The following is a 22,538-nucleotide window of genomic DNA, read 5'->3' as shown; positions in this document are numbered from 1 at the left end:
TCCAGTGAATGCCGCTGGAGGCGGAGTTAAGAATGTGTGAAGACGAGGGATGTCCCCGTCAAATCGGGATCAATCCAGGAAGGAACAGATGTATTCGCAGATGCCGGAGCCGACGCTGATGTCGAAGCCGCTGTTGGCGGGCACGTCAAAATACTGGCCGCCGGTGTAGTTCGTCTTGGCATCGCTGCCGTCGAGCTTCACCACGCAGTCACCGGCCACGATTTCCATGCGCTCGGCCTTGGCGGTGCCGAAGTGGAAGTCGCCAGGGTAGATCAGGCCGAGGGTTTTCTTGCTGCCATCCGGAAAAAGGATGCTGTGGCTGACGACTTTGCCGTCAAAATAGACGTTGGCTTTGGTGACGGCGGTGACTCCGGTGAATTCGGCGGGAATGGCTGACATAAGGCGCGAGGGATAGGCGCGTTTTTCGCCTGCGGCAAGCGCCGACATCACCCGGCAGGACTCCCCTTCCCCTCCTTCACAGGAAGCCCCTGAAGCAACCCCAGGGTGCTCCAGGCGGTGCCCCAGTAGGAGTAGATCATGGTGGCATCCTTGAGAGACTTCGCTTTCTCGGGCTTGCTGCGGTCTGTGCTGCTGATCTTGCTGTAGTCCACGGGCCAGCCGCCGTCCTCCTTTTGGCTGGAAATGAGCCAGCGCTGAGCACGTGCTATGGCGGCGAGAGTGGCGGGATCTGCGGAGGGCTGCAACGCAAAGAGCGCCAGGCCGGTGGCGACGGAGTCGCTGCTGGCTTCCTTGATCTGCCAGCCCCAGCCACCGTCGGCATGCTGATGACTGAGAATCTCCCCCTGTATGGCGGCGACTTCCTCCGGCTTGCCAAAACGGCGGGCGAAGAGCGCGCGATACGCGAGCGTTTCGACGGAGGTGGCCTTGCCATCCTTGGCGAGCAAGGCGGCAGCTTTCGCCTGGGATTCTTCACTGAACTCCTTGTCGTTGCCATCAGCTGCGAGAGCGAGCAGGAAGATGCGTGACGAATTGGCGGTGGTTTCGGGCGCGGCACGGCGCTGGCCGAGGAACTGGCCGGCGGCTTTCCACGAACCATCGGGCTGCTGCCCTTCCTTGATGATCTTCGTCAGCTCTGGCGCCGGTTTGTCCGGCAGGGCCAGCTTCATGAAGGCGGTCATTTCACGGCCTGCCTTGATGTCCTTTCCCTTTTCGCCGGACCATTGCAGCCATTCTTCGAACTTCTTCTCATCAATGGCAAAGCCGCGCATGCGGGCCTCGCGGTGGTTCCATAGCACCTGCGGCAGGTGGTGGCAGCCATTGCAGTTCTTTTCCTCCATCCACGTGTCGTTGCCTTTGGAGAGATAGCCCAGACTCTTCGTAATCGTGGCACGCAGTTCCGCCTCGGTCGGAGCCGGCGCATCACCGGCGCGACAAACCATGAAGGCAGTGGCAACCAGCAGCGCGGCTGTGCAGGACAGGTTCATACACTGCATAGAACGGCAAGGCGCTGAGGGTTGTTGCAAAGGCGGAAGCTCAGGGAGCCGCCGTGTATCGCAGGTCATCGAGGAATATTTTGACCATCTGGCCACCGGCCTGAGAGGTGAAGAGTCCAAAGCGGTCCAGGGTGGCGCCCTGTTTTTTCTGGCCGGGCTTGAGCGGCAGTGTGGCGGATTCGGTGCCCAATGTGACTCGAAGCTCCCCATTGCCATTGTTTGCCGCAGGATCATACACGAGAGACCAGTCGTAGAGCTTGCCGGGAGTGATGATGGGGCCTTGATCGACCTTCCCCTTGGCGCCGTCTGCAGTAGCAAGCTGTGGTATGAAGTAGTGGCCGATGCGAGTAGGGCCGCCGACGTGGATGCCGATGAAGTTTCCGGCTTCGTCAGGTGATTTGTCCTTCGTAGCGCTGCTGAACCAGCCGATGTGCATGTCTGAGTCGGGACCGGCGGTCACGAGCTTGGCTTTGCCACGTGCTTCCAAACGCTGCTCAAGATTCAGCGGACCGACGCGGTCTGCGTAGTAGCCATACTCTCCGCTGCGCCACAGGCCGCCACCGACTTCGCCGGGCTTTCCGCCAGCGTGATTGGTGGTGGGGCTGAAGCCGAAATCGTGGGCACCGACGACTTCGCGGTCTTCATAGGTCGTGCGATTTCCCACAGCGGCCCAGCCGGGGTCTTTAGTGAAGGATTCATCGCGAGTGCCGAACACCACGTCATCGAAGTACATGGTCACGGAGCCGCCGGATTTCATCATGTTCTGGATGCCGAAGCGGTCAAAGGTGGCGCCTTCTTTTTTGAAGCCGGGGGTGAGATCGACGGTGAAGGTGCTGGTGGTGGGGAAACGGGCACGCTCTTCGGCCAGGGAGGCGGCGGGCAGGGCGGGATCGATCACGGGCATGGGGTGATTATCACTGCGCAGGGTGAAGGTGAAGCGACCATCACCGGAGGGGTCGTAAGAGAGCGTCCAGTGGTAACGGGTGCCGTCGTTCTTGATCGGGGTGGTGCGGTATTTGCCGGGCAGATAAGGGGTGATGAAGGTACCGCAGGATTTGTTGGTGTTGGTGATGAGGCGAGTGGCGAGACGACCGCCTTTGCCTTCAAAGTCGAAGTCGAGCCCAAGGGAGCCGATAGGCCGCCCGCTGCCGCCGGGTTGTTGCGAATTGAAGAAGCCGAAGAACACGCCCGCACCGCCTTCTGACTTGGTGATGGCGAAGCTGCCGGAGGCGGAGAATGCGTCATCGAGCGTCTTTACGGGGATCTCAGCGGCATAGGAGGCAGGCGTGGTGGAGCGCTGGATGCGGCCACCGATTTCACCTGCAGCCTTGCCGGCGATGTTGGTGGGACTGAAGCCGAAGTCCTGGGTGACCTTGAGCACCTGCTTTGGCACAATGTGGTTGTTGTGACCTTCCCAGCCGGGATCGCGGTCGAAGGATTCGGTTTTGAGTTCGGCTGCGAACGACTGCGAGCTGAAGAGGGCCGTGCAGAGGAGGAGAAGATGGTGCGGTTTCATGGCAGGTGAGAGGAAGAGGTTACTGGAGGTCCCAGATTTTAAGGTCATCGAACAGGGCGTCCTTGCCGCTGACGGCAAAGTAGAAGTCGCTCTTCATGGGATGGGCGATGCCGGAGGATTTCAGGGAGCCGATGGGCTTGCCATCGAGGGTGACGCTCAATTCATCGCCAATGACTTCGATGGCGATCTGATACCATGTCTGCGGGTCAAGCTTCATCGGGAAGCTTTTGCTGCGTCCTGCTACGAGTTTCGCTACTTCAGCCTTTTTTGCGGGGTCTTTCTTCATCTCTTCGATGGCGTGGCTCAGGCGCTCTTTGTCATCGGCGAGGAAGATCTGGCGGGGTGAGAGGGAGACGCGGCAGAGATGGCCGCCGTGGCCTTCCTTGAAATCGCGGTCATTGAAGACGGCATTGATGCCGGTGGCGGCACCCAGTTTGAATTTGAACTCGATCCGCACGTCTTTTTTGCCGACTGGCACGAGGCCGACGGCGCTGTGCTCGGGTTTGGCCTGGCTGATGTTCAAGGCGCCATCGGCAATCGCGAGGGCAGGCCACTGCGCTTTCCATGCCTTGCCGACTTCGGGTGCGGAAAAGTCATCGCTGAAGATGAGGGTGCCCTTTTCGGCGAAAGCCATGGTCGAGATGGCCAGCAGGAGGAGGCAAAGGAAGGCGTTAGGTTTCATAAGGTGTCAGGTTCTTCCTTCAGGGCGGTGGTGGTGTGCCATTTGCGGCAGTGGGGGCAGCGTTCATAGCGGAGAGAGGGGCCCATATTCACGGCCCACAGGGTGCGGTCATAGATGGTGCCGCAGCCGGGGCAGCGGGCACGGCCGTAAAGCATGGTGCTGAGGCGGGAGCGCCCGAAGCGCAGTACAATCAAACCGGCAATCGCTGCCAAAAAGTAGAGGACCACCCAGATGCTGACGATGGCCATGGACACCTCGGCATTCTTTCCAAGCCAGCCCCAGTTTTTCATCGAAATGGGGAAGTTTGCCAGATAATGCGCGATCATGGCGAGCAGCAGGCCGAGTGCGAAGCGGGAATGGAGACGCCATGTGACGAGCGCGACGGCGGTCATGCCGGCGTGGATGCCGCAGGTCATGAGGCGCTCCTGGATGAAGCCACCGAGTTCATACCATGGGAGGGCCGCGATTTTGGGCTGACGGACTGTGACAAGATCCGCAATGGTGACCATCTCTCCAAGGGCAAAGCCGAGGCCCAGGGCGAGGGCGAAGCAGGCGACGTTTTCTCGGGTGATGGATCTGCGGACCCAGGGAAGGAGGAGGGGCCAGAGCTTGGCGGGTTCTTCGGTGAGAGGGGCGTAAGCGGTGCGGATCCAGGTGAGGAATTCTCCTTCGCCGAGGGCCTTGATGAGCCATTTGTCGGCAGGAAGGCGCACGAGGTGGAACATGACCCAGGACATGGGCAGGATGAGCACCAGACAGACGAGCACGCAGGAGCGCTGCTCGCGCGGGGTCAGCAACCACAGGGGAGTGCCTAAAATGGCAAGCCCCAGCGCCAGGGCGATGACGAGTGCGGTGCTCATGGTGGCGGTGGTGGGTGGGGCATGGCGCGGCGCGGGCAGGTTTCGTGCTGTGAACGATGGCTGGCCTGATGCTCTCTCGCCGGATCTTTGGCGGCGGGAAGATCGGCCCATGCTGTGCCGTTTAGTGGATCACCATGAAAACGAGCTGCCTTCTCATCGCCAGTTTTGCCATTGCCTGCACCGGATTTGCCCAGGATGCCAAGGAAAACCCGAAGGAGAACGTGGAGAGACTGATGAAGCAGGCGGGAGAAGCGAAGGCTGCGGGACGCATGGAGGAGGCGCACAAGCTGCATGAGGCTGCTGAACGTATCATGACGGAGCAGCGGGAGAGAGAGCCGGGGAAGAAAATGGAGAAGAAACCCGGCTTTAAGCCAGGAAGTCCGGAGCAGGAGCGGCTGATGCATGTGATGGAGGCGGTGGAGCACCTGCACGCGGCGGGACTGCATGAGCCTGCTGAGAACATCGAGAAGATAGCGCAGCACATGCGGCGGGAGATGGAGGAGCGCATGAAGCAGCAGCAGATGGCAAGGGAGGGAAAACCGCAGGGCGGGCCGAACGCTCAGGGTGAGATGGAGGAACTGCGCCGGCAGCTCCGGCAGGTGCAGGAGGAGATCGAGAAGCTGAAGATGGAACTGAAGAAACGCGCGCCTTGACCTTGGGAGGGAAATTGGGTGAACTACGGGCATCTGATTTCTGATGATCCGTTTTCACCATCGTGCTCTTGTTTGCAGCTCCTTGCTCTTAGCTGCGCTGACGTGCCATGTGAGGGCGCAGAGCATCGGGCTGCCGTGGAGCGGGCATGGGCATGATCCGCAGCATACGGGCCTCTCGCAGGTGACTTCGAAGGCAATGGAGCGCATCCTGTGGCAAACGCCGGTGGATCTGGCGCCGCAGTATGTGGGCACCACCTTGTATGCGCATTATGGATCGCCAGTAATCACGAGGCAGAATACGGTGATCGTGCCGGTGAAGACGGGGGCGAATGACGGGTTCCGCATCGAGGCGCATGATGGCGCAACGGGAGGAATGAAGTGGCAGGTGACGACGGGCTACACGCTGCCGGCGCACAACTGGGTGCCGCACTATGGGGTGGCACTGACGCCGAAGAACCGGGTGTGCTTTGCGGATGCGGGAGGGACGGTTTCGTACCGGGATAATCCGGATGCGGCGGGGGGTGCGACGGGCCAGATGGCGTTTTACGGAATGCCGACTTATGTGTCGGATTCCGCAACTTTTGATGCGAACGTGAGGATCAACACACCCATCACGACGGACCGTTATGGGAACCTGTTTTTTGGATTTGTGGTCAGCGGGACGACGACTCCGGCCCTGCAAAGCGGGATCGCCCGGATCGCGGAGGATGGGACGGGGTCATGGGTGAGTGCCAGCAGTGCGGCGGATGATGCGAGCGTCATACGGCTGCCGCACAATCTGGCGCCTGCGCTGAGCAATGATCACAAGTCGCTTTATTTCGCGGTGGTGGATGGGAATGGGTTTGGGTATCTGCTGATGCTGGACAGCCGGACGCTGGAGACGACGGGCAAGGTGAGGCTGAAGGATGTGCTGAGTCCGGTGGATGATGCGAGGCTACTGGATGATGGGACGGCGGCGCCGATGGTGGGGCCGGATGGGGATGTTTACTTTGGGGTGTTTGAGCACTCATGGGGTGTGAACCACTATCGCGGATGGCTGCGGCACTATGACAAGACGCTGACGCAGGCGAAGGCGTCGGGGGCGTTTGGGTGGGACCATACGCCTTCGGTGGTGCCGGCATCATTGGTGGCGAGCTATCAGGGGACTTCGAAGTATCTGCTGCTGTCGAAGTACAACAACTATGCGGGTGTGGGTGGTGACGGGCGCAACAAGCTGGCGGTGCTGGATCCGAATGACACGCAGACGGATGCGGTGACGGGGGCGACAGTGATGAAGGAGATCCTGACGGTGCTGGGGCCGACGCCGGATGATGAGTATCCTTCCGTGGATGGAGCGGTGCGCGAGTGGTGCGTGAACACGGTGGCGATCGATGTGGCGAAGAAGTCGGCGATTGTGCACAGCGAGGATGGCAAGGTGTATCGGTGGGATTTTAAGACGAACACGTTGATTGAGCCGCTGACGCTGACGCCGGGGATTGGGGAGGCGTATACGCCTTCGGTGATCGGGGTGGATGGGACGGTGTATGTGATTGCGAATGCAGTGCTGTTTGCGATTGGGGAGGGAGCGCCGTGAGGTGGGTGCTTTGTTTTTTGATGGTGTGGAGTCACGCGTCGTTGGCGTTTGCGGGGCTGACGATGGTGCTGAGTCCGAGTGGGCAGCCGGTGGCGGCGGGTGGGGAGGCGTTGTTCAGCGGGACGCTGACGAACACGAGCGCGACGGACAAGGTTTTCCTGAATGACATCGCGGTGACGTTCAGTGCGGATCCGCAGAGTGACACGGCGCTGTCGAGCAATGCGTTTTTTGCGAATGTGCCGGGGATTCTGCTGCCAGGGGAAGTTTATGATGGGCCGTTGTTCCGGGTGTCTTTGAGTGGTGCGTCTGCGGCGGCGAATTATACGGGGACGGTGACGCTGCGAGGTGGTGCTGACATTGTTGCAAGCGGGTCGCTGGCGAGTGCGGGGATCACGGTGCTGGCGACGCCGGTGGAACAGTGGCGGTATCGGAGCTTTGGAGATGCGGCGGGGACGGCGCTGGCTGCGGATGAGGGCGACTGGGACGGGGATGGGACGCTGAACCTGATGGAGTATGCGCTGGGGCTTGATGCGCTGACGCCGGATGCGTCAGGGCTGCCGGCACCGATGGTGGTGAGTGATCACCTCACGCTGAGTTATGTTCCGAGCGCTGCGGATGTGCAGTATGTGATCGAGTCGACGACGGATTTTTTGCAGTGGGGGACCGCGGATGTGGAAGCGGTGGCGGTGGTGAATCCGGTGCCGCCGAACCGGGTGACGTTTCGGTATAAGAACGCGGTGTCGTCGTGGGGGCGGGCGTTTATTAGGCTGAGGGTGGTGCGAGCGGGGTTGTGATATTCAGATGCGCACAACGCGGTCGGTAGAGAAGATTTTTTAACCACTAATCGCACACTCATATGACACTAATGGTCCGGAGTTATGAGGGTTAAAATTCGCTCTCCGAGCTACGAAGGACATTTTTTTGGTGGACGAAGCGAGGGAGGGTTGGTTGCGAACGGATTGCATGGCTCACATTGCGATGTCTCGGCAGGATTTTGATTCCGCTAAACAAGATTGAGTTTTCGGAAGGGCTGCTCAAAACTCTCTGACGATCTATGAGCACCAAAGAAGAATGGGCCGAAGGCCTTCGTCAGCATGTCAAAAAGCGGTTTCAAGATGATCCCATCCCGGAAAGGAAAAGCCTGACTTCGATGCAGGAGATGCAGTGCCGCATCCTCGGCGGGCACCTGCTGGGGTGGCTCGATAACTGGGGGCCGTCTCTGATTCAGGAACGGAATGTTTACGCGGGCTTGCGAGCCCCCTCCGAACCGGTGCAGGACAAGGAGCCGGTGATCCTCTTTATCATGGATGATCCGGGGCTGGTGGCCGCCCGTCAGATCATTCGCGACACAAGCGGGCGCCTGATCTACGCCAGGCCGGACCATGTGAGGGAATACACTGAGGCGTTTCCAGACGAAGATTATCTTTTCCATTGCGTGCTGGAGTCCTGGTTTGAGAAAGAGGTCGGTCATCCCGACAAGGAGCTCTGCGAGAAGTATCATCTGGACCCTCAGGTGAAGATAGGAACCCACCATGACTGCTCGATCATGGGGCCATTGTTTGCCCGCGGCGCCTTGCATTTGTGGAGCTTCACCGATGACGACTTCACCATGGTGGAGGAGGCCTATCAGACGTGGGTCTCGTGAAGAGTGCAGTTTTTATCGTTCCCTAGCTTTAGACAGGGGGCAGGTGGGACGAAGAGATTCACCACTCTTTCTGCCGTGCTTCCGGAGCGTGGAGCTTGTGCCGGGCCGGACGATTAGGCGGTGTTGAGGGAGTGGGGGAACGTTTGGGCAAAAAGATTTTGGGCAGAAAAATTTCAGGAGGAGAGGTGTGATCTGTTTGAGGGTGGAGTGTTGAGGCGGTGTGGGGTGCAAGGTCAATGTATGGCGGGGCGTGAGGTGGGCGCTGCTGGGACCCGTGGGGTGTGGCGGGGTGCTGGGTTTGCTTTCCTTTTGGTTGGTTGTCTCCTGACCCAGGGCGGCGCTCGCTGAGGCTCGTTTTGCCCTGGGCTGCGGTAGGTCGCCCCTTTGGGGCTGGTGGTGGGGAGAGTGAAGGCGCGTGGTCGTATAATAGGTCGTGGTATGGAATAGCTGCGAGCCTTTTGTTCGATTTCCCTGATGGAAGGAAGACATCATTGGTGGAGCTGGGCGCTGAGCTGTTGTTTCCCTAGGGGGGGACAGTCGGCCTGGGGCTGGGTACGCGACGCGCGCCGGGTCAACGTACGACGACTTGTTTGCGAACGGGTGTGCAACGAGGCCGTCGGGGCTTGGGATTCTTCAGCCACTTGAGAATTTTGGCGAGAAACTCCTCGGGGCTTTCCTGGCTCTCGTTTGACAGCCTGCTGCGCTCCGGCAAAGACAGTCCCCAATAGTTGGCGTAAAAGTCTGAGCACACCACGGTGAGATACTCATCCGGGAAAAGCTTTCCCGACGTTTTTGCTGCTTCGAAGATTTGGTCTGCCAAGGAAAAGCATTCCCGGATCTTGATCACATCTTCCTTTTCATTCATGTAAGCGCCACCGAAACCCAGGTGAAGGAAGAGACGCAGTGGCCCGAAGACGAGGTAGTATGTGATGACATACGAATTGAATCCATACCCCGCATGTGCCAGCACAACGTAAGGCGAAGGAGGGTCGTAGCTCTCCTTCACGTGGTTATCGATATCGTATGGCGACATTTTCACGTCGCGCGTGGAGAAGACCCATCGCTCTTTTTCCTTCAGCGCCACGGCAAGTGTTTCGGGGATCTGTGGGAATGTGAGGCCCGCCCCGAGAAGGGCGGCGCGGGCTTTTTCGAGGCCGGTCAGCGACGCGGGTTCTTTTGCCCGAGTAGATGGCGCAGGTGGAGAGTGAGTGTCCAGCGGCTGGGAGGCTGCGGAAGATGCAGGCGACTCGCTCATGGTGGTATTATGAAGCTGAACGGGGGAACGGCAAGGGGGCTTGGGGGAATTGGTGAGGGGTGGGGAAGTTATGATGGCGAATGACGGAGTGACTGGGATGAGGGAGGGATGAGGCCGGTGATTTACAGACGTCTTTTTAGTGGCTGGGAGGGTAGGCGGTGTGCCTGGGGGTGTGTTTGTCCGGGGACGTTCGAAAGCGGCGCTGAAGCGCCGCATTGATTCGCTACGCTCACCCTTCGGGCAGCCTGCGGCTGTCTACCTTCGCTGCGCTTCGGTTCCGGGGACGCTGGCGCGAGACGACGGGGCGAGGGGTTTGCGATACCGCACACGGAGTATGCGGACTACTTTGCTGAGCCTTCTTCGGGGGGCTGGAAGCGGGTGGGGGGCTGGTGGTCGGACGGTTTGGCGGAGGGTGGTGTGATGGTGGCGATGGATGTGGGCGCCAAACACGTCCAACCTACGGGTCAAGCTTCCCAGACGCCGAGTTTGAGGAGTTGTTTGGTGGCGGCGCCGGACCAGTCGCGGTTGGCGGCGGGGCTGGCGGGGCTGGGGTGGAGGATGCGGCCGGTTTTGAAGGTGCCTTGAAGGGTTTCCTTGGCGCGGTTGGCGCGCTCCTCTGCGAAGGCGCCGACGCCGATAACCCATTCGGGATCGAGGGCGGTGATGACGGAGCGGAGGTGGGCATCGCACGCGGCTTCCATGGTGGTGGTTTCGGCGGCGGGGAGTTTGTCGGGGGTGAAGTTGCGGCCGCTGGCTTCGATGAAGACGAGGGGGCAGTAGTTGGCGACGAAGTGGTCGGCAAAGAAGGCTTCAGCTTTGCCGAAACGCTGGGCGAAGAGGCCCCAGAGGCGGCGGCCGCTGACTTCTGACTGCTGACAGGCGAAGCCGACGACAGGGCGCTTGGGGTGCTCGCGCTCGGGTTTGCCGACGGGTTCGTGAATGCCCATCCAGTCGCGGACGGCGGCGATCTCGCCGAAGGGGACGCCGGTCTGGGTCATGCCGAAGGGGCCGGGATTCATGCCGACGAGGACAACCTTTTTTTTGCTGCTGCCAAAGCGGCGGAGGTAGGTCTCGTGAGGTGCCCAGGCGTAGTCGAGGGGCTGATAGACGTACTCGACGGGGGCGGCGAAACGGAGAGGGCGGAGGGATTCGCGAAGGGTCTGGGCGGCGGCGATGAGTGCGGTGGCGGGCATGGGCGCATGAGATGCGCGGAGGGGGATGCCGTCAAGGTGTGCGGAGAGAAGTCGTGGACGCGAGGGGTTACGCTGGGGAGCTTGAGTTTGCCGCAGAGGGGCGGTGAGGCAGAGGGGTCAGAGATTGTGGCAGGGGAGGAGATTCGAGAGCTGTTGGCGAGAAGGAGACTTCAGGATTCCGGCTGAAGTCGGTACTACAATACGGCGCTGGATGTGTTTCGAATTTTTGGGCGATGCGGGGATTCCGGAGCGGGCTAACGCCCGAGCCGAGTGAAGCGAGTCAACTACGTACTCACAATAGCTGCGGAGGTGTGGGAGTTGTTCAGGAGTGGCGGGGAGGTCGAAAGCTGGAGGAAGGGCAAAAATATTTGTTCAGAGGGGTGGTGTGAGCAACGGTGGGGACGGACGGGAGTTGGGAAGGGCTTGTTCTGGAGTGAAGCTGGCAGGGCTGATTTTTGCTGACTGGGTTTGGAGCTAATCTGCGAGACGGTGATTGGGGCGAATGACTTTTGAACGAGGGAACTGCGATTTTTTCATTTTCTACGGTGTTGATTTATTCAGCATTTCCCCAACGTTTGGAGCCGTGATGCGAAAAAACCTGAGCTTCGGATTCCTGGCGGCGGCTTGTCTTACGGCGTCGGCGCTTTCGGCGGAAAATGTGAAGATTGTCCTCAAGAACGGGGCGGAGCTGAGGGGCGAGGTGCTGAAGGACCGTGAGGATGCGGTGGTGCTGGACCTGGGGCACACGGTGCTGACGGTGCCGCGCACGGAGATCTCCCTGCTGGAAAAGGCGCTGGAAGCGGGGAAGAAAGCGGCGGCGGTGCAGGGGGAGGACATTTACTTTGTGGAGCCAGCACGTGAGGCGATGACGGTGGAGAAGAATGTGCAGCGGGTGGCGGAGTCTGTGGTGCAGATCCAGACGGCGTCGGGGCTGGGCTCGGGTTTCATCATCAACAAGCTGGGGTATGTGATCACGAACCAGCATGTGATCGCGGGGGAGCGTGAGATCACGGTGGTGGTGTACCGGAAGAAGCCGGACGGGCTGGAGAAGCAGCAGTTTACGAAGGTGAAGATCATCGCGATGAACGGCTTTCTGGACCTGGCGATCCTGCAGATCGATGATGCGGGGGTGGACAAGCTGCCGTTTGTACCAATGGGGGATTCGGACGGGCTGACGCAGGGGCAGGATGTGTTTGCGATCGGGAGTCCGCTGGGGCTGGAGCGCTCGGTTTCGAAGGGGATCGTGAGCATTCGCGCGCGTGAAAGCGGCGGGCGGTGGTACATTCAGAGCACGACGCAGATCAATCCGGGGAACTCGGGAGGGCCGCTTTTCAACGCCCGTGGCGAGGTGGTGGGAGTGAACAACATGAAGACGGCGGGCGTGGGTGTGGAAGGCCTGGGATTTTCGATTCCCTCCAACGTGCTGAAGCTGTTTCTGAAGAATCGCGAAGCGTTTGCGTTTGATCCGCGGAATCCGAACAGCGGGTTCCGGTATCTGCCGCCGCCGGCACCGCCGACGGAAAAAACAAAGCCGGAATCTGTAACCACAGGCGGCTGATTTTTCAGTAGGTAGCGAAGTCTCATTGATCCGGCTTCTTTTTTTATCCCACACCTTTTCACACCCCCAATCCATCTCCATGAAACGTGCCCCCCTCCTCCTTTCCCTGCTGCTGGCCAGCCTCAGCATGCTCCCCGCCTCCGCCGCCGACCGGCTGGAGCAATGGTACAACCTGATGCCGAAGAACACGGTGGGGGTGATAGCGATCAAGAACACGCCTGAACTGCTGGCGGACTGGGAGAAGAGCAGCTACGCGAAATTCATGCAGGACGACGAGGCGAAGCGGTGGATGGCGCCGATGAGGAAGGAAGGCGACGCGCCGTGGGACAAGTTTTTCAAAGACACGTACGGGAGCGGAATGTATGACACGCTGAAGGAGTACCCGGGAGCGCTGGTGAGCTATCTGGTGATCGGCGACTTCAAGGAGTTTGACAAGAATCCGCCAAGTGTCTCGCTGTGCGAGGTGGCGGGGAAGCAGAAGGAAATCGAGGCGCAGAAGCAGGCGGAAGCGGAGTCGAAGAAGAAGACGAACCCGGACCTGAAGGTGAGGACGGAGGACATCGGCGGGGTGAGCGTGCAGATCGCGGCGGATGGTGAAGGAGCGGACGCGCCGTGGAACATGGCGTGGGCGGTGGTGGGGGATGTGATGATCGAGGCGAACCGGCGCGGCCTGATGGAGTACATGATCGGCGCGGTGAAGAACAACGCGGGGGATGCGCCCGGACTGCCGCGCGAGCACCTGAGCCGGATAGGCCAGATGACGAACGGCGGCGGTGACATGCTGATGTATTTCAACGGCGTGAAGCTGCTGGAGCTGGGCGAGAAGGCGATGACGGCGGCGGAAGCCGAGAAGAAGAAGAAAGAAAAAGACGGCGGCAAGGGCGCCGGTGGCATGAACCTGGAGCTCCAGCCAAAGATGGTGATGGACCTGCTGGGAGCGGAGGAGCTGCAGGCGATCGCGCTGACGGCGGAGATGACGGACACGCAGGCGCGGGTGGATCTGACGATCCTGCACCCGGAAAAGCCGAGCGGGCTGATCTCGCTGATGCGGGGATCTGCGAACGAGGTGACGCTGCCGCAGTTCATCCCGGCAGGGATTTTGACGGCGAGTGTGTCGCGCCTGGACCTGGGCAAGGTGTATGACTCGATCTTTGCGATCCTCGGGAAGATCGGCCCGGTGGCGATGGTGGCGGCGATGAAGATGGGGGAGCTGGAAGGGCAGCTGGGATTCAAGATCCGGGGAGATCTGCTGGGGAGCCTGGCGGACGAGGTGATCCAGGTGCAGGACGGAGACGGCACGAAGGAAAGCCAGGTGATGGGCTTCAAGGTGAAGGATGCGGACAAACTGGGCGGTGCGCTGGACGGACTGAAGCGCTTTGTGGGAGCGGGGTTTGGCGCGTTTGAAGAGAGCGACTTCCTGGGATACACGATCAACACGCTGAAGATGACGCAGACGGCGAATGCGGCGACGGAAGTGGCCTATTGCAACACGGGGAAATATTTCCTGGTATCTGTAGGGCCGCAGGACACGCTGAAAAAGGTGCTGGGCCGGATGAAGAACCCGACCGGGCCGAGCGTGTGGGACAGCCCGTATGTGCAGAACCTTCTCTCCCTGGCGCCCAAGAACTACAGCGGGGTGGGTGTGACGGATGCGGGCCGGCTGATGAACACGATCGCCACGGCGGCGGCGACGCTGGAGAGCAAATCCGGCGCCGGGAAAGGCAAGCCGGCGGCAGCGGCGCCGAAGAAGAAGGGCCCGGGCAAGAAGAACGCAGGTGCGGAGGAAGCGGTGGCCGCGGCAGCGAGCAGCTGGTTTGATGCGAATGCGCGCCCGTCCAACGCGACGTTTGAGAGATACTTTGGCAGCCTGCTGAGCGCGAGTTACCTGCACCCGGACGCGATCCAGGTGCACTACCTGACGACGCCGGTGGAGGCGAAGTAGGCCGGAGATTCACCTTACCCCACCCCTGTTTTTTCAACCGCCCGCCATGCGTCTCGCCGCCCTTCTGCCGCTGCTTTTTACGAGCAGCGTACTCGCTGACCCACCCGCGCTTTATTTTGACGGCCCGGAGATCGTGAAACTGGACTGGAACGCCACGAGTCCGCGTGCGGCGGATTTCAATGGCGACGGCCTGACGGATCTCGCGGTCGTGAATTCATCGCGTGCGCGGATTGAGTTTCTGCTGCAGCGGAAGGAGGGGGTGAAGATGGGGGAACCCGAGAAGACGGCGCGCGCCGACCGGTGGAACCCGATTTTGGAGATGTCCCGGTTTGAGAAGCAGCCGCTGGTGATCGGGCATGCGGCGATGGCGCTGACAACGGGGGACTGGAACGGGGACAAGAAGGCGGACATCGCCTACATCTCGGACGAGGAAAAGCTGGTGCTGAGGATGCAGGACGAGAAGGGTGCGTGGACGGCGAAGAAGGAATTTACGCTGGACTCCACGACGGATGACACGGAGGTGCTGGTGGCGGGTGATCTGAACAAGGACGGGCGCGATGACCTGGCGCTGCTGACGAACACAAGGCTGATGGTGCTGCTGCAGAAGAAGCCGGGCGAGTGGGGGGAGCCGCAGAACCATGCGCTGGGGGAAAGCGGATGCGCGGGGCTGGGCAGCTGCGACCTGAATAACGACGGGCTGGCAGATCTTTTCTACACGGCGCCGGATGGCGATGCGCTGCTGGTGCGGCTGCAGCATGAGGGGACGACGTTTGGCGAAGAGTGGCGGCTGGAGATTCCGGCCTCCAGGCACTGGCTGCATGCGATCCGGCTGGGGGAGAAGAAGAACGGCGTGGCGTGGATCCAGAATGAAACGAACATGGTGGAGGTGGCGAAGCTGACGCAAGGGGTGGCTGAGCCGAACAGTGACAGGGCGGCAACGATCCGCTATGCGATGCCGCCGACGGACTCAAAAAGCGGAGCGGTGGCCTATGGTGACCTGACCGGAGACGGGCATGCGGATGTGGTGATGTCCGAGCCGAAGGCGGCGCGCGCATGGCTGTTTGAAGGGAGCGCGGGCGGGAGCTTCAAGGAGGGGCGGGAATTTCCGCTGCTGAGCGGTGTGGAGGCGCTGGTGATCGCGGATGTGGACGGAGACAAGAAGGCGGAGCTGGTGGTGCTGAGCCCGGGAGAGCAGGCGATCGGCGTGGCGCACTGGCGGGACAACCGGCTGGTGTATCCGGAGATTGTGTACCAGGCCAAAGAAGGCGAGACGCTGCTGACACTGACGACGGATTCGGCGATTCTTTGCGTGAGCGAGATCAAGTCTAAACCGCAGCTGGTAACGCTGAAAAAGAACGCGGGAGGCAAGGGATTCACGGCGAGCACGCAGGAGCTGACGGTGAAGACGGGGCGCATCAACGCGATCCGTGTGGTGGATGCGAACCAGGACGGGCGCGGGGATCTGGCGCTGTTTTCCAACCTCGGCCCGCTGCAACTGCTGCTGAGCACGACGGATGCGAAGACTCCGTACAAGAAGGTGGAGGGGATACCGGATTCGTTTGTGAGCAAGCTGGCGCCGGCGGCGCTGAGCACGGGAGATCTGGACGGGGATGGCAAGGATGAGATCATCATCGCGCATCAGCAGCTGGCGCGTGCCTTCAAGGTGGATGCGGAGGGCAAGGCGAACATTGTGGAGCAGTTCAATGCGCCGGATGCGGCGGCGGAACTGCACAGCGCGCTGGTGACGCGGAAGGATGGCAAGGTGACCGTGCTGCTGCTCGACGCGACGCACAGCAAGCTGCATGAACTTTCCGCAGGAGAGGACAAGGTGTACCGAACGGACCACACGCATGCGCTGCCGGCGATGACACCGGAGCAGTGCGTGCTGACAAGCAGGGAGAAGAGCACGAAGCTGCTGCTGCTGGGCAAGACGAGCTTTCAGCTGGCGCCGCTGGATGGCGTGACGCTGAAGCTTGAGACGGTGTCCACGTTTGACAGCGAGCTGAAGGACACGACGGCGTCCGACCTGGTGGCGGCCTCGTTTTCAGGAGAGGACGTGGATGACATCGCACTGCTGGACACGGCGAAGAGCCGGGTGGTGGAGATATTTCAGCCTGCGGCTGAGCAGAAGTGGGAGAGCGCGATGTATTTCCGGGTGTTTGAAACGGATCCGCATTTCCGGGGGAAGATGGGGCTGGAAAACGAGCCGCACGATTATGCGGCGTTTGATCTGAACGGGGATGGCAGGCTGGACCTGTGCCTGCTGACGCATGACCGTGCGCTGCTCTACGTGCGGAAGAAGTAGGCAGAGAAGCGGGAGATGAACTCCTGCGACCAAGGAGACCAAAGCAGCCACAGGGTCGTGGTAACTGCGGCGCCGGCCCAGAGAGAAGGAGCCGGCATGCCAGGGGCTTTTGCAGGACAAACTGAAGCGCGATCAGTGTGAGGGGCCACAGGGCCACGAGTGAACCGGAAAGGGCCTTTGGAATGGGGAAGCCGGAGAGCAGCAGCGCGGCCGTCCAAACCAGGAGGAGGATTTCCAAGAAGAACCACAAGGCGCGGCAGAAGCCCCGGATGTCCTCCCAGGTGTCGGGTGTGAGCGGCACTCTGCCGATGGTCCGCATGGCATTCAGCCGCAGATGATCCAGCCGGGGCGGAGGGAGGTCGCGGGAATAAGCTGCCTGAAAGGTCTTTTCATCCACGAGCAGGCCGGAAAAGGAGCTTTCGTCGAAAGGGACCACGATCTCCCTGGCATCATGCCAGTCGGGATTGAACTCAGTCTGGCGGGGTTTGCGAGCGGGCCTGGTGGGCGGGGCCGAAACCGGATTTTCTTCCTTGGAAGAGATCATTTCTGCGGCGGAAACCTCGCTGGAACTGAGCGCAACAGCTGCATGCTGGAAGCCAGGGAGTGACGGTGCAATTCTGCGGTTCATTCGGCGGAAACTGACTGAGAGTGGCGCGTGAACGTGAGATAAATGGGAAAGGTGCGGCGCGCATGCAGACAAAGGTCATGGTCTGGAGTCATGGCGGGGCATGACCGGCAGGCGAAACCCGGCGGGCCGGGGCAGTCCAAGCGCTGAGAAGCCAGCTTGCCTAGGCGGAGCTTCGCGGCATCATGCCCGGCAACGCATGAAACGCCTCTACCGCAACGCCCAGATCGCCAGCGAAGACAGTCCACAACTCCAGACAGCCGATGTGCTGGTCGAAGGAACTCAGATCATCGGGGTGGCGGCGGGCATCACGGGCGTGGAGAACGTGGAAATTATCGACTGCTCCGGGCGAATTCTGCTGCCGGGGCTGTTTGACATTCATGTGCACGCACGGGAGCCGGGGCAGGAGGACAAGGAGAACATCGCGACCTGCGCGGAGGCGGCGATCAATGGCGGGGTGACGGGTTTTGTGATGATGCCGAACACGACGCCGGCGATCGACAACGCAGGAGTGGTGCGGAGCGTGCTGGAGAGTGCGCGGCGCACGCGCATCGGCGCGGGGATTTACACGAGCGGGGCGATCACGAAGGGGCGCAAGGGCGAGGAGCTGGCGGGGATCGCCGGAATGAAGGCGGCGGGGTGCGTGATGCTGACGGATGACGGCTACGCGGTGGACAACCCGCAGGTGCTGCGGCGCGCGATGGAGTATGCGCGTGATTTTGACCTGCCGCTGGCGAGCCACTGCGAGGTGAAGGCGCTGAGCGGCAAGGGCTGCATGCACGAGGGCAAGATCAGCTATGCGCTGGGACTTCCCGGCATCCCGAGCATCAGCGAAGAGATCTGCATCTCACGGGACATCCGGCTGGCGGAATACACGGGGGTGCATCTGAACATTCAGCATGTGACGACGGCGGAAGGGATGGGGACGATCAAGCGCGCGAAGGATCGCGGCATCCGTGTGACGTGCGAGGTGGCGCCGCATCATCTGATGTTCAATCATGAGCACATCGGGGATTACGACACGAATTTCAAAATGAACCCGCCGCTGCGGACGCCGGAGGACAATGCGGCTCTGCTGCAGGGTCTGAAGGACGGATGGTTTGACGTGATCGCGACGGATCATGCGCCGCACACGCCGTTTGAGAAGAACCAGGATTTTGCGAGCGCGCCGTTTGGAATCACGGGGCTGGAGACGGCGCTGGTGTCCCTGCATGATTACTACATCGCGAAGGGGATTCTGGACTGGGGGCTGATCGTGAAGCGGTTCAGTGCGGAGCCGCGGCGGCTGATGAAGCTGGCACCGGTGCCGGTGAAGGAGGGAGGCGTGGCGGAGTTTGTGGTGTTCAACCCGGCGCGGAGCACGACCTTCAACCATGAGTTCATGAAGTCGAAGAGCGTGAACACGCCGTTTCTGGACAAGACGCTGCAGGGGATGGTGGAGCGGGTGGTGTATCGCGGTGAGGAGCTGGTGGCGAGGTAGGGTCGTTCCGGGCATGGAGGGGGCTGTGCGTGTGCCGCAGGAGCACGGCTGCTTTCTTGAGGCTGGGGATGGACTCATGCCGCGATTCGTTGAGAACAGGTCTGTCTTCCCTGCCGGGAAGGGGCCCGCTTATGCGCAGGCGAATGGTGCTCTGGCAATGCGACACTTTGCCTGAGCGCGGAGCCATTGCGCGGCGGAGCTGATCCCAGAGTCGCCTCGCTTAGGCTTCCTCCTTCGCTCTTTGAGATACGGAGGACAAGCTGGCGGGGCTATTTTACGGAAGGCCGCTGGCCTTCAAGGCAAGGGTGTCTGGCCATTACGCAAGCATCCATACAAGCAAGCTCGCGATGTATCGATCAGGTGGTGTCTTTGCCATTCGATGGCCCTCGTGCGGGCAGGGCAGGAGCGCCAGGGTGGCGAGCTTGAACTTGGGGACAGAGCGGCGTCGCGATCTGCCTTTCGGAGGGAAAAGGACGGCGCACCTTTTTGCATCGCCCTCGGCGCGACAGACCCTCATCTACGGACCCGACGCAGCGGTTCCCTACCAGCCTGTCAGCACCCTTGGCAGGTGCAAGGAAGGCTGGGATGCGCTGTGACGTGTCCCAAGAATCTTCGTCTCAGCACGTGTTGCCGCTCCGTCACACTTCCCCTTTCCATAAGCTTTCATGCTTGGTGGCGCCTTTCTCTGCAGGCAGGGTCTTGGCGGAGACACCGCTTGATGAGCAGACCCGTTTTCAATCGCTCATGGCATCGTTCAGCCGAGCCTGAGTTCACGTGCCTTGAGGGCGGCGCCGGTGCGGTCCGGCACTTGGAGTTTGTCCAGGATGCGGGTCATGTGGTTTTTGACGGTGCCTTCGGTGATGCTCAAGGCGGCGGCGATTTCCTTGTTGCACATGCCGCGGACGAGGTGACGCAGGATCTCGATCTCGCGCTGAGAAAGGAGGCTGGCGAGTCGACGCTCCTCGGCGGAGGGGGAACTGGAGTGAGAGAGGCGGTTGAACTCTGCCACGACCTGGGTGGCCACCGAAGGCTGAAGGTAGGTCTGTCCGGCGGCCACGATTTTGATGGCCTCCACCAGTTGAGCGGAGGGAGTGTTTTTGAGGACATAGCCGGAGGCACCCGAGCGAAGCGCCTCAAAGACGTCCTCTTCCTGATCGAAGGTGCTGAGCACCAGGACGCGTGTCTGTGGATGCGTGGCACGAATGCGGCGGGTGGCCTCGGCGCCATTCATGAGCGGCATGCGGAGGTCCATCAGCACGACCTGAGGAAGGAGCTCCGAGGTGAGGCGCAGAGCCTCCTCTCCATTGGCAGCTTCAGCGACCACCTGCACACTGCTGTCGAGAGACAGGAGGGTGTGCATGGCTTCCCGGAACAAGGACTGATCATCGACAAGAAGGGTCTTGATGGGAGTGCTCATACATTTATGCCGGGATGACCATGCGGCAGCAGCCGCCGCCGTGCTGCGCTGTTCCTGCGAAAAACTCACCGCTGAGCAATGTGGCGCGCTCGAGCAGGCCTTTCAGCCCATGGCTGGTGTCCGGGATTTGACTGAAGCCGCGGCCATTGTCCACCACGCTGAGGGCGACGTGTGTTTCTGAAGTGAAGTCGAGGTGCACGGTGATCTCCGAGGCGCAGGCATGGCGGCAGGCATTGGTGATGCCCTCCTGCGCACAGCGATACAGTGAGATCTCCACCAGGGAGGGCAGAGGGCGTGATTTGCCTGACTGCTGCAAGGTAAGCTTCAGGCCGGGACGCTCCGCGCTGGTGATCAGGGAAGTCAGAGACTCGACGAGGATGCGCTGATCCTGCGGTGGAGCCCGCATGGCAGCAACCGAACGGCGGATTTCCCTCAGTCCTTCGCGGCTGGAGCGCTGAGCTTTCTGGATCGAATCCAAAGCACGGGCGGGGTCCTGACGGAACAAAGCCTCCGCGGCTTCGAGCTGCGCCCCGACCACCGTCAGGCTGTGGCCCACCGCATCGTGAATCTCGCGTGCGAGGCGATTGCGCTCCTGCTCCACGGCGAGCACTGCAGCCTGATCGGCCTGGAGTTCGAGCCTGGCATTGGCCGAGCGCAGTTCTGCAGCGAGCCGGGCAGTGTTCATGCGCTGCCGTGAGGCCTGGGTCATGGCAAAACTGCAGCCCATGATGAAGACGCTGGTGGATATCTGGCCGAACATCCAAAACACCGCGGGATGAAGACCGCGCACGAAGTATTCACGGGCGGTGGAGATGAAGAGTGTGACGACGAGGACAAAGATCATGTGCCTACGCCGTCGCAGCAGTACTCCGGCAAAACAGGCGACTGGCATCCAAAACCATTGCTGCATGCCGATGGGATTGAACGACCGGGACAGGTGGCTGCAGGCGAAGGCAAAGAGGATCTGCAGAGAAAGGATGCCGACCACCCGCCTTCCGTCATGGGACACTCCCTTTTGCGGCCGTTCTTCCTGGTAGAGGTCTGTCAGCACTTTTTTGAGAAGAATGAAATTGCCGAAAAAGGTCAGCAACCCACAGGCGACGAGCATGGAGGCCTTGGTGACCATGCCCGCCCGAAACATCAGCCAGCCAATCCAGGCAACGGGGGTGAGACTGATCCACGCCAGAATGGCACCCCCGACCCACACCATCCATGCGGCGGAGAGATACTTGCCTTCCAAATGTGTCCTCTCCTTTTTTAAACCTTGCTGGTTGAGTGATTTAGACGCGGCGAGTGAAACCATGCAGAGCGTATGGTTTCACAGATTTGTCTTATTAGCGACTCTTCCTAACACGGCATGACTTTAGTCATATTCCGTGAGGCAATCAAGGATGAGCACCGGGATAAATGCGCAGACCGTGAGACGCGGAGCGTGCTGTGAATCGTGCTTGAAGTGGGGAGCAGTCGGGGCTTGAAAGTGAGTGTCATGTCCGACCTCAAAGAACACCTCTCCGAGCGCTGCCAGTATGTGGATGCGGCGCTGAACCGTCTGATCCCGAACGCGGAGACGCGGCCGCAAACGCTGCACCGGGCGATGAGGCACAGCATGTTTGCAGGCGGGAAGCGGCTGAGGCCGATCCTGTGCCTGGCGGCGGCTGAGGCCTGCGGAGGCAGGGCGGAGGATGCGATCTACAATGCCTGCGCGGTGGAGTGCCTGCACACGTACTCGCTGATCCATGATGACCTGCCGTGCATGGATGACGATGACATGCGCCGCGGGGTGCCGACGTGCCACAAGGTGTTTGGCGAGGCGATGGCACTGCTGGCGGGCGACGCGCTGCAGGCGCTGGCGTTTGAACTGGTGACGAAGACGCCGATGGCGGCGCGGCACCCGACCGAGGTGATGGTGCTGGAACTGGCGCGCACGGCGGGGAGCCTGCACCTGGTGGGCGGTCAGGTGGCGGATCTGGAGGGCGAGGGCAAGAAGCTGGGGCTGGAGGATCTGCGCTTCATTCATGAAGGCAAGACGGCTGCGCTGCTGACGACGAGCGTGAAGCTGGGTGGCATGAGCGCGAATGCGAGCGCAGAACAGATGAAGGGCCTGCACGAGTTTGGCATGGCGACGGGGCTGGCGTTTCAGATCATCGATGACATCCTGGATGTGACGCAGACGAGCGAGAAGCTGGGGAAGAGTGCGGGCAAGGATGTGGCGGCGGAGAAGAGCACGTACCCGGCGCTGATGGGGCTGGAGGCGTCACGCGCGGAAGCACACAGGCTGACGGAGGTGTCTCATCGGGCGCTGGATGTGTTTGGGGAGAACGGGGCGCGGCTGAGGCAGCTGGCGGATTATCTTTTGAGCAGGGATTATTGAGGGGCCGGG

18 protein-coding genes are annotated in these 22,538 nt (G+C 61.0%); 9 read left to right on the top strand and 9 right to left on the bottom strand.

Annotated features, from left to right (window positions below):
• Positions 1-69: 69 nt before the first annotated feature.
• The 5 genes from ACILSO_RS21830 to ACILSO_RS21810 are packed head-to-tail and all read right to left on the bottom strand — an operon-like array spanning position 70 to position 4,512.
• On the bottom strand, positions 70-399 hold the full coding sequence (locus tag ACILSO_RS21830) for a pyrimidine/purine nucleoside phosphorylase (RefSeq protein ID WP_395739582.1): 330 nt from the start codon (positions 397-399) through the stop codon (positions 70-72).
• A gap of 47 nt (positions 400-446) precedes the next feature.
• Positions 447-1,445 (bottom strand): prenyltransferase/squalene oxidase repeat-containing protein, encoded by a 999-nt coding sequence (locus tag ACILSO_RS21825; protein ID WP_395739581.1) that lies wholly within the window; start codon positions 1,443-1,445, stop codon positions 447-449.
• 49 nt (positions 1,446-1,494) lie between these two features.
• Positions 1,495-2,970, bottom strand: coding sequence for a hypothetical protein (locus tag ACILSO_RS21820; protein WP_395739580.1), 1,476 nt, complete (start codon positions 2,968-2,970; stop codon positions 1,495-1,497).
• A gap of 19 nt (positions 2,971-2,989) precedes the next feature.
• A complete protein-coding gene (locus tag ACILSO_RS21815) occupies positions 2,990-3,652 on the bottom strand; it encodes a hypothetical protein (RefSeq protein WP_395739579.1) in 663 nt (220 codons plus the stop codon).
• Positions 3,649-4,512, bottom strand: coding sequence for a hypothetical protein (locus tag ACILSO_RS21810; RefSeq protein ID WP_395739578.1), 864 nt, complete (start codon positions 4,510-4,512; stop codon positions 3,649-3,651). The genes ACILSO_RS21815 and ACILSO_RS21810 overlap by 4 nt, the downstream gene beginning before the upstream one ends.
• A gap of 134 nt (positions 4,513-4,646) precedes the next feature.
• Between ACILSO_RS21810 and ACILSO_RS21805 the strand changes: the two genes are divergently transcribed.
• The 4 genes from ACILSO_RS21805 to ACILSO_RS21790 all read left to right on the top strand — a co-directional run bounded on the left by ACILSO_RS21805 (position 4,647) and on the right by ACILSO_RS21790 (position 8,383).
• Positions 4,647-5,165, top strand: coding sequence for a hypothetical protein (locus ACILSO_RS21805; protein ID WP_395739577.1), 519 nt, complete (start codon positions 4,647-4,649; stop codon positions 5,163-5,165).
• Positions 5,166-5,208: 43 nt separating this feature from the next.
• Positions 5,209-6,738: a hypothetical protein gene (locus ACILSO_RS21800; protein ID WP_395739576.1), complete on the top strand. Its 1,530-nt coding sequence runs from the start codon at positions 5,209-5,211 to the stop codon at positions 6,736-6,738.
• 20 nt (positions 6,739-6,758) lie between these two features.
• Positions 6,759-7,532 (top strand): hypothetical protein, encoded by a 774-nt coding sequence (locus ACILSO_RS21795; protein ID WP_395739575.1) that lies wholly within the window; start codon positions 6,759-6,761, stop codon positions 7,530-7,532.
• Between the two features lie 260 nt (positions 7,533-7,792).
• A complete protein-coding gene (locus ACILSO_RS21790; protein ID WP_395739574.1) occupies positions 7,793-8,383 on the top strand; it encodes a hypothetical protein in 591 nt (196 codons plus the stop codon).
• 571 nt (positions 8,384-8,954) lie between these two features.
• Here ACILSO_RS21790 and ACILSO_RS21785 read toward each other — a convergent pair.
• Positions 8,955-9,638, bottom strand: a complete 684-nt coding sequence (locus ACILSO_RS21785; RefSeq protein ID WP_395739573.1) for a hypothetical protein — start codon at positions 9,636-9,638, stop codon at positions 8,955-8,957.
• Positions 9,639-10,102: 464 nt separating this feature from the next.
• The gene (locus ACILSO_RS21780; RefSeq protein WP_395739572.1) at positions 10,103-10,831 is read right to left on the bottom strand and encodes a uracil-DNA glycosylase family protein; all 729 of its coding nucleotides are present in this window, start codon (positions 10,829-10,831) and stop codon (positions 10,103-10,105) included.
• Positions 10,832-11,417: 586 nt separating this feature from the next.
• On the opposite strand from ACILSO_RS21780, the gene ACILSO_RS21775 reads away from it, so the two are divergent.
• The 4 genes from ACILSO_RS21775 (at position 11,418) to ACILSO_RS21760 (ending at position 18,741) form a co-directional block, all read left to right on the top strand.
• The gene (locus ACILSO_RS21775) at positions 11,418-12,389 is read left to right on the top strand and encodes a S1C family serine protease (RefSeq protein ID WP_395739571.1); all 972 of its coding nucleotides are present in this window, start codon (positions 11,418-11,420) and stop codon (positions 12,387-12,389) included.
• 79 nt (positions 12,390-12,468) lie between these two features.
• Positions 12,469-14,331, top strand: coding sequence for a hypothetical protein (locus tag ACILSO_RS21770; RefSeq protein ID WP_395739570.1), 1,863 nt, complete (start codon positions 12,469-12,471; stop codon positions 14,329-14,331).
• A gap of 46 nt (positions 14,332-14,377) precedes the next feature.
• Positions 14,378-16,636, top strand: a complete 2,259-nt coding sequence (locus ACILSO_RS21765; protein WP_395739569.1) for an FG-GAP repeat domain-containing protein — start codon at positions 14,378-14,380, stop codon at positions 16,634-16,636.
• Positions 16,637-17,460: 824 nt separating this feature from the next.
• Positions 17,461-18,741, top strand: coding sequence for a dihydroorotase (locus ACILSO_RS21760; protein ID WP_395739568.1), 1,281 nt, complete (start codon positions 17,461-17,463; stop codon positions 18,739-18,741).
• Between the two features lie 754 nt (positions 18,742-19,495).
• Here ACILSO_RS21760 and ACILSO_RS21755 read toward each other — a convergent pair.
• Positions 19,496-20,158, bottom strand: coding sequence for a response regulator (locus ACILSO_RS21755; RefSeq protein WP_395739567.1), 663 nt, complete (start codon positions 20,156-20,158; stop codon positions 19,496-19,498).
• Positions 20,159-20,162: 4 nt separating this feature from the next.
• The gene (locus ACILSO_RS21750; RefSeq protein WP_395739566.1) at positions 20,163-21,461 is read right to left on the bottom strand and encodes a sensor histidine kinase; all 1,299 of its coding nucleotides are present in this window, start codon (positions 21,459-21,461) and stop codon (positions 20,163-20,165) included.
• A gap of 183 nt (positions 21,462-21,644) precedes the next feature.
• On the opposite strand from ACILSO_RS21750, the gene ACILSO_RS21745 reads away from it, so the two are divergent.
• Positions 21,645-22,529 carry a polyprenyl synthetase family protein gene (locus ACILSO_RS21745; protein ID WP_395739565.1) on the top strand — a complete coding sequence of 295 codons (885 nt, stop codon included), beginning with the start codon at positions 21,645-21,647 and terminating at the stop codon, positions 22,527-22,529.
• Positions 22,530-22,538 lie beyond the last annotated feature (9 nt).

It is taken from the genome of Prosthecobacter sp. (assembly GCF_044226605.1).
Taxonomy (GTDB): Bacteria; Verrucomicrobiota; Verrucomicrobiia; order Verrucomicrobiales; family Verrucomicrobiaceae; genus Prosthecobacter.
This window is presented reverse-complemented; position numbering and strand designations above follow the sequence as displayed.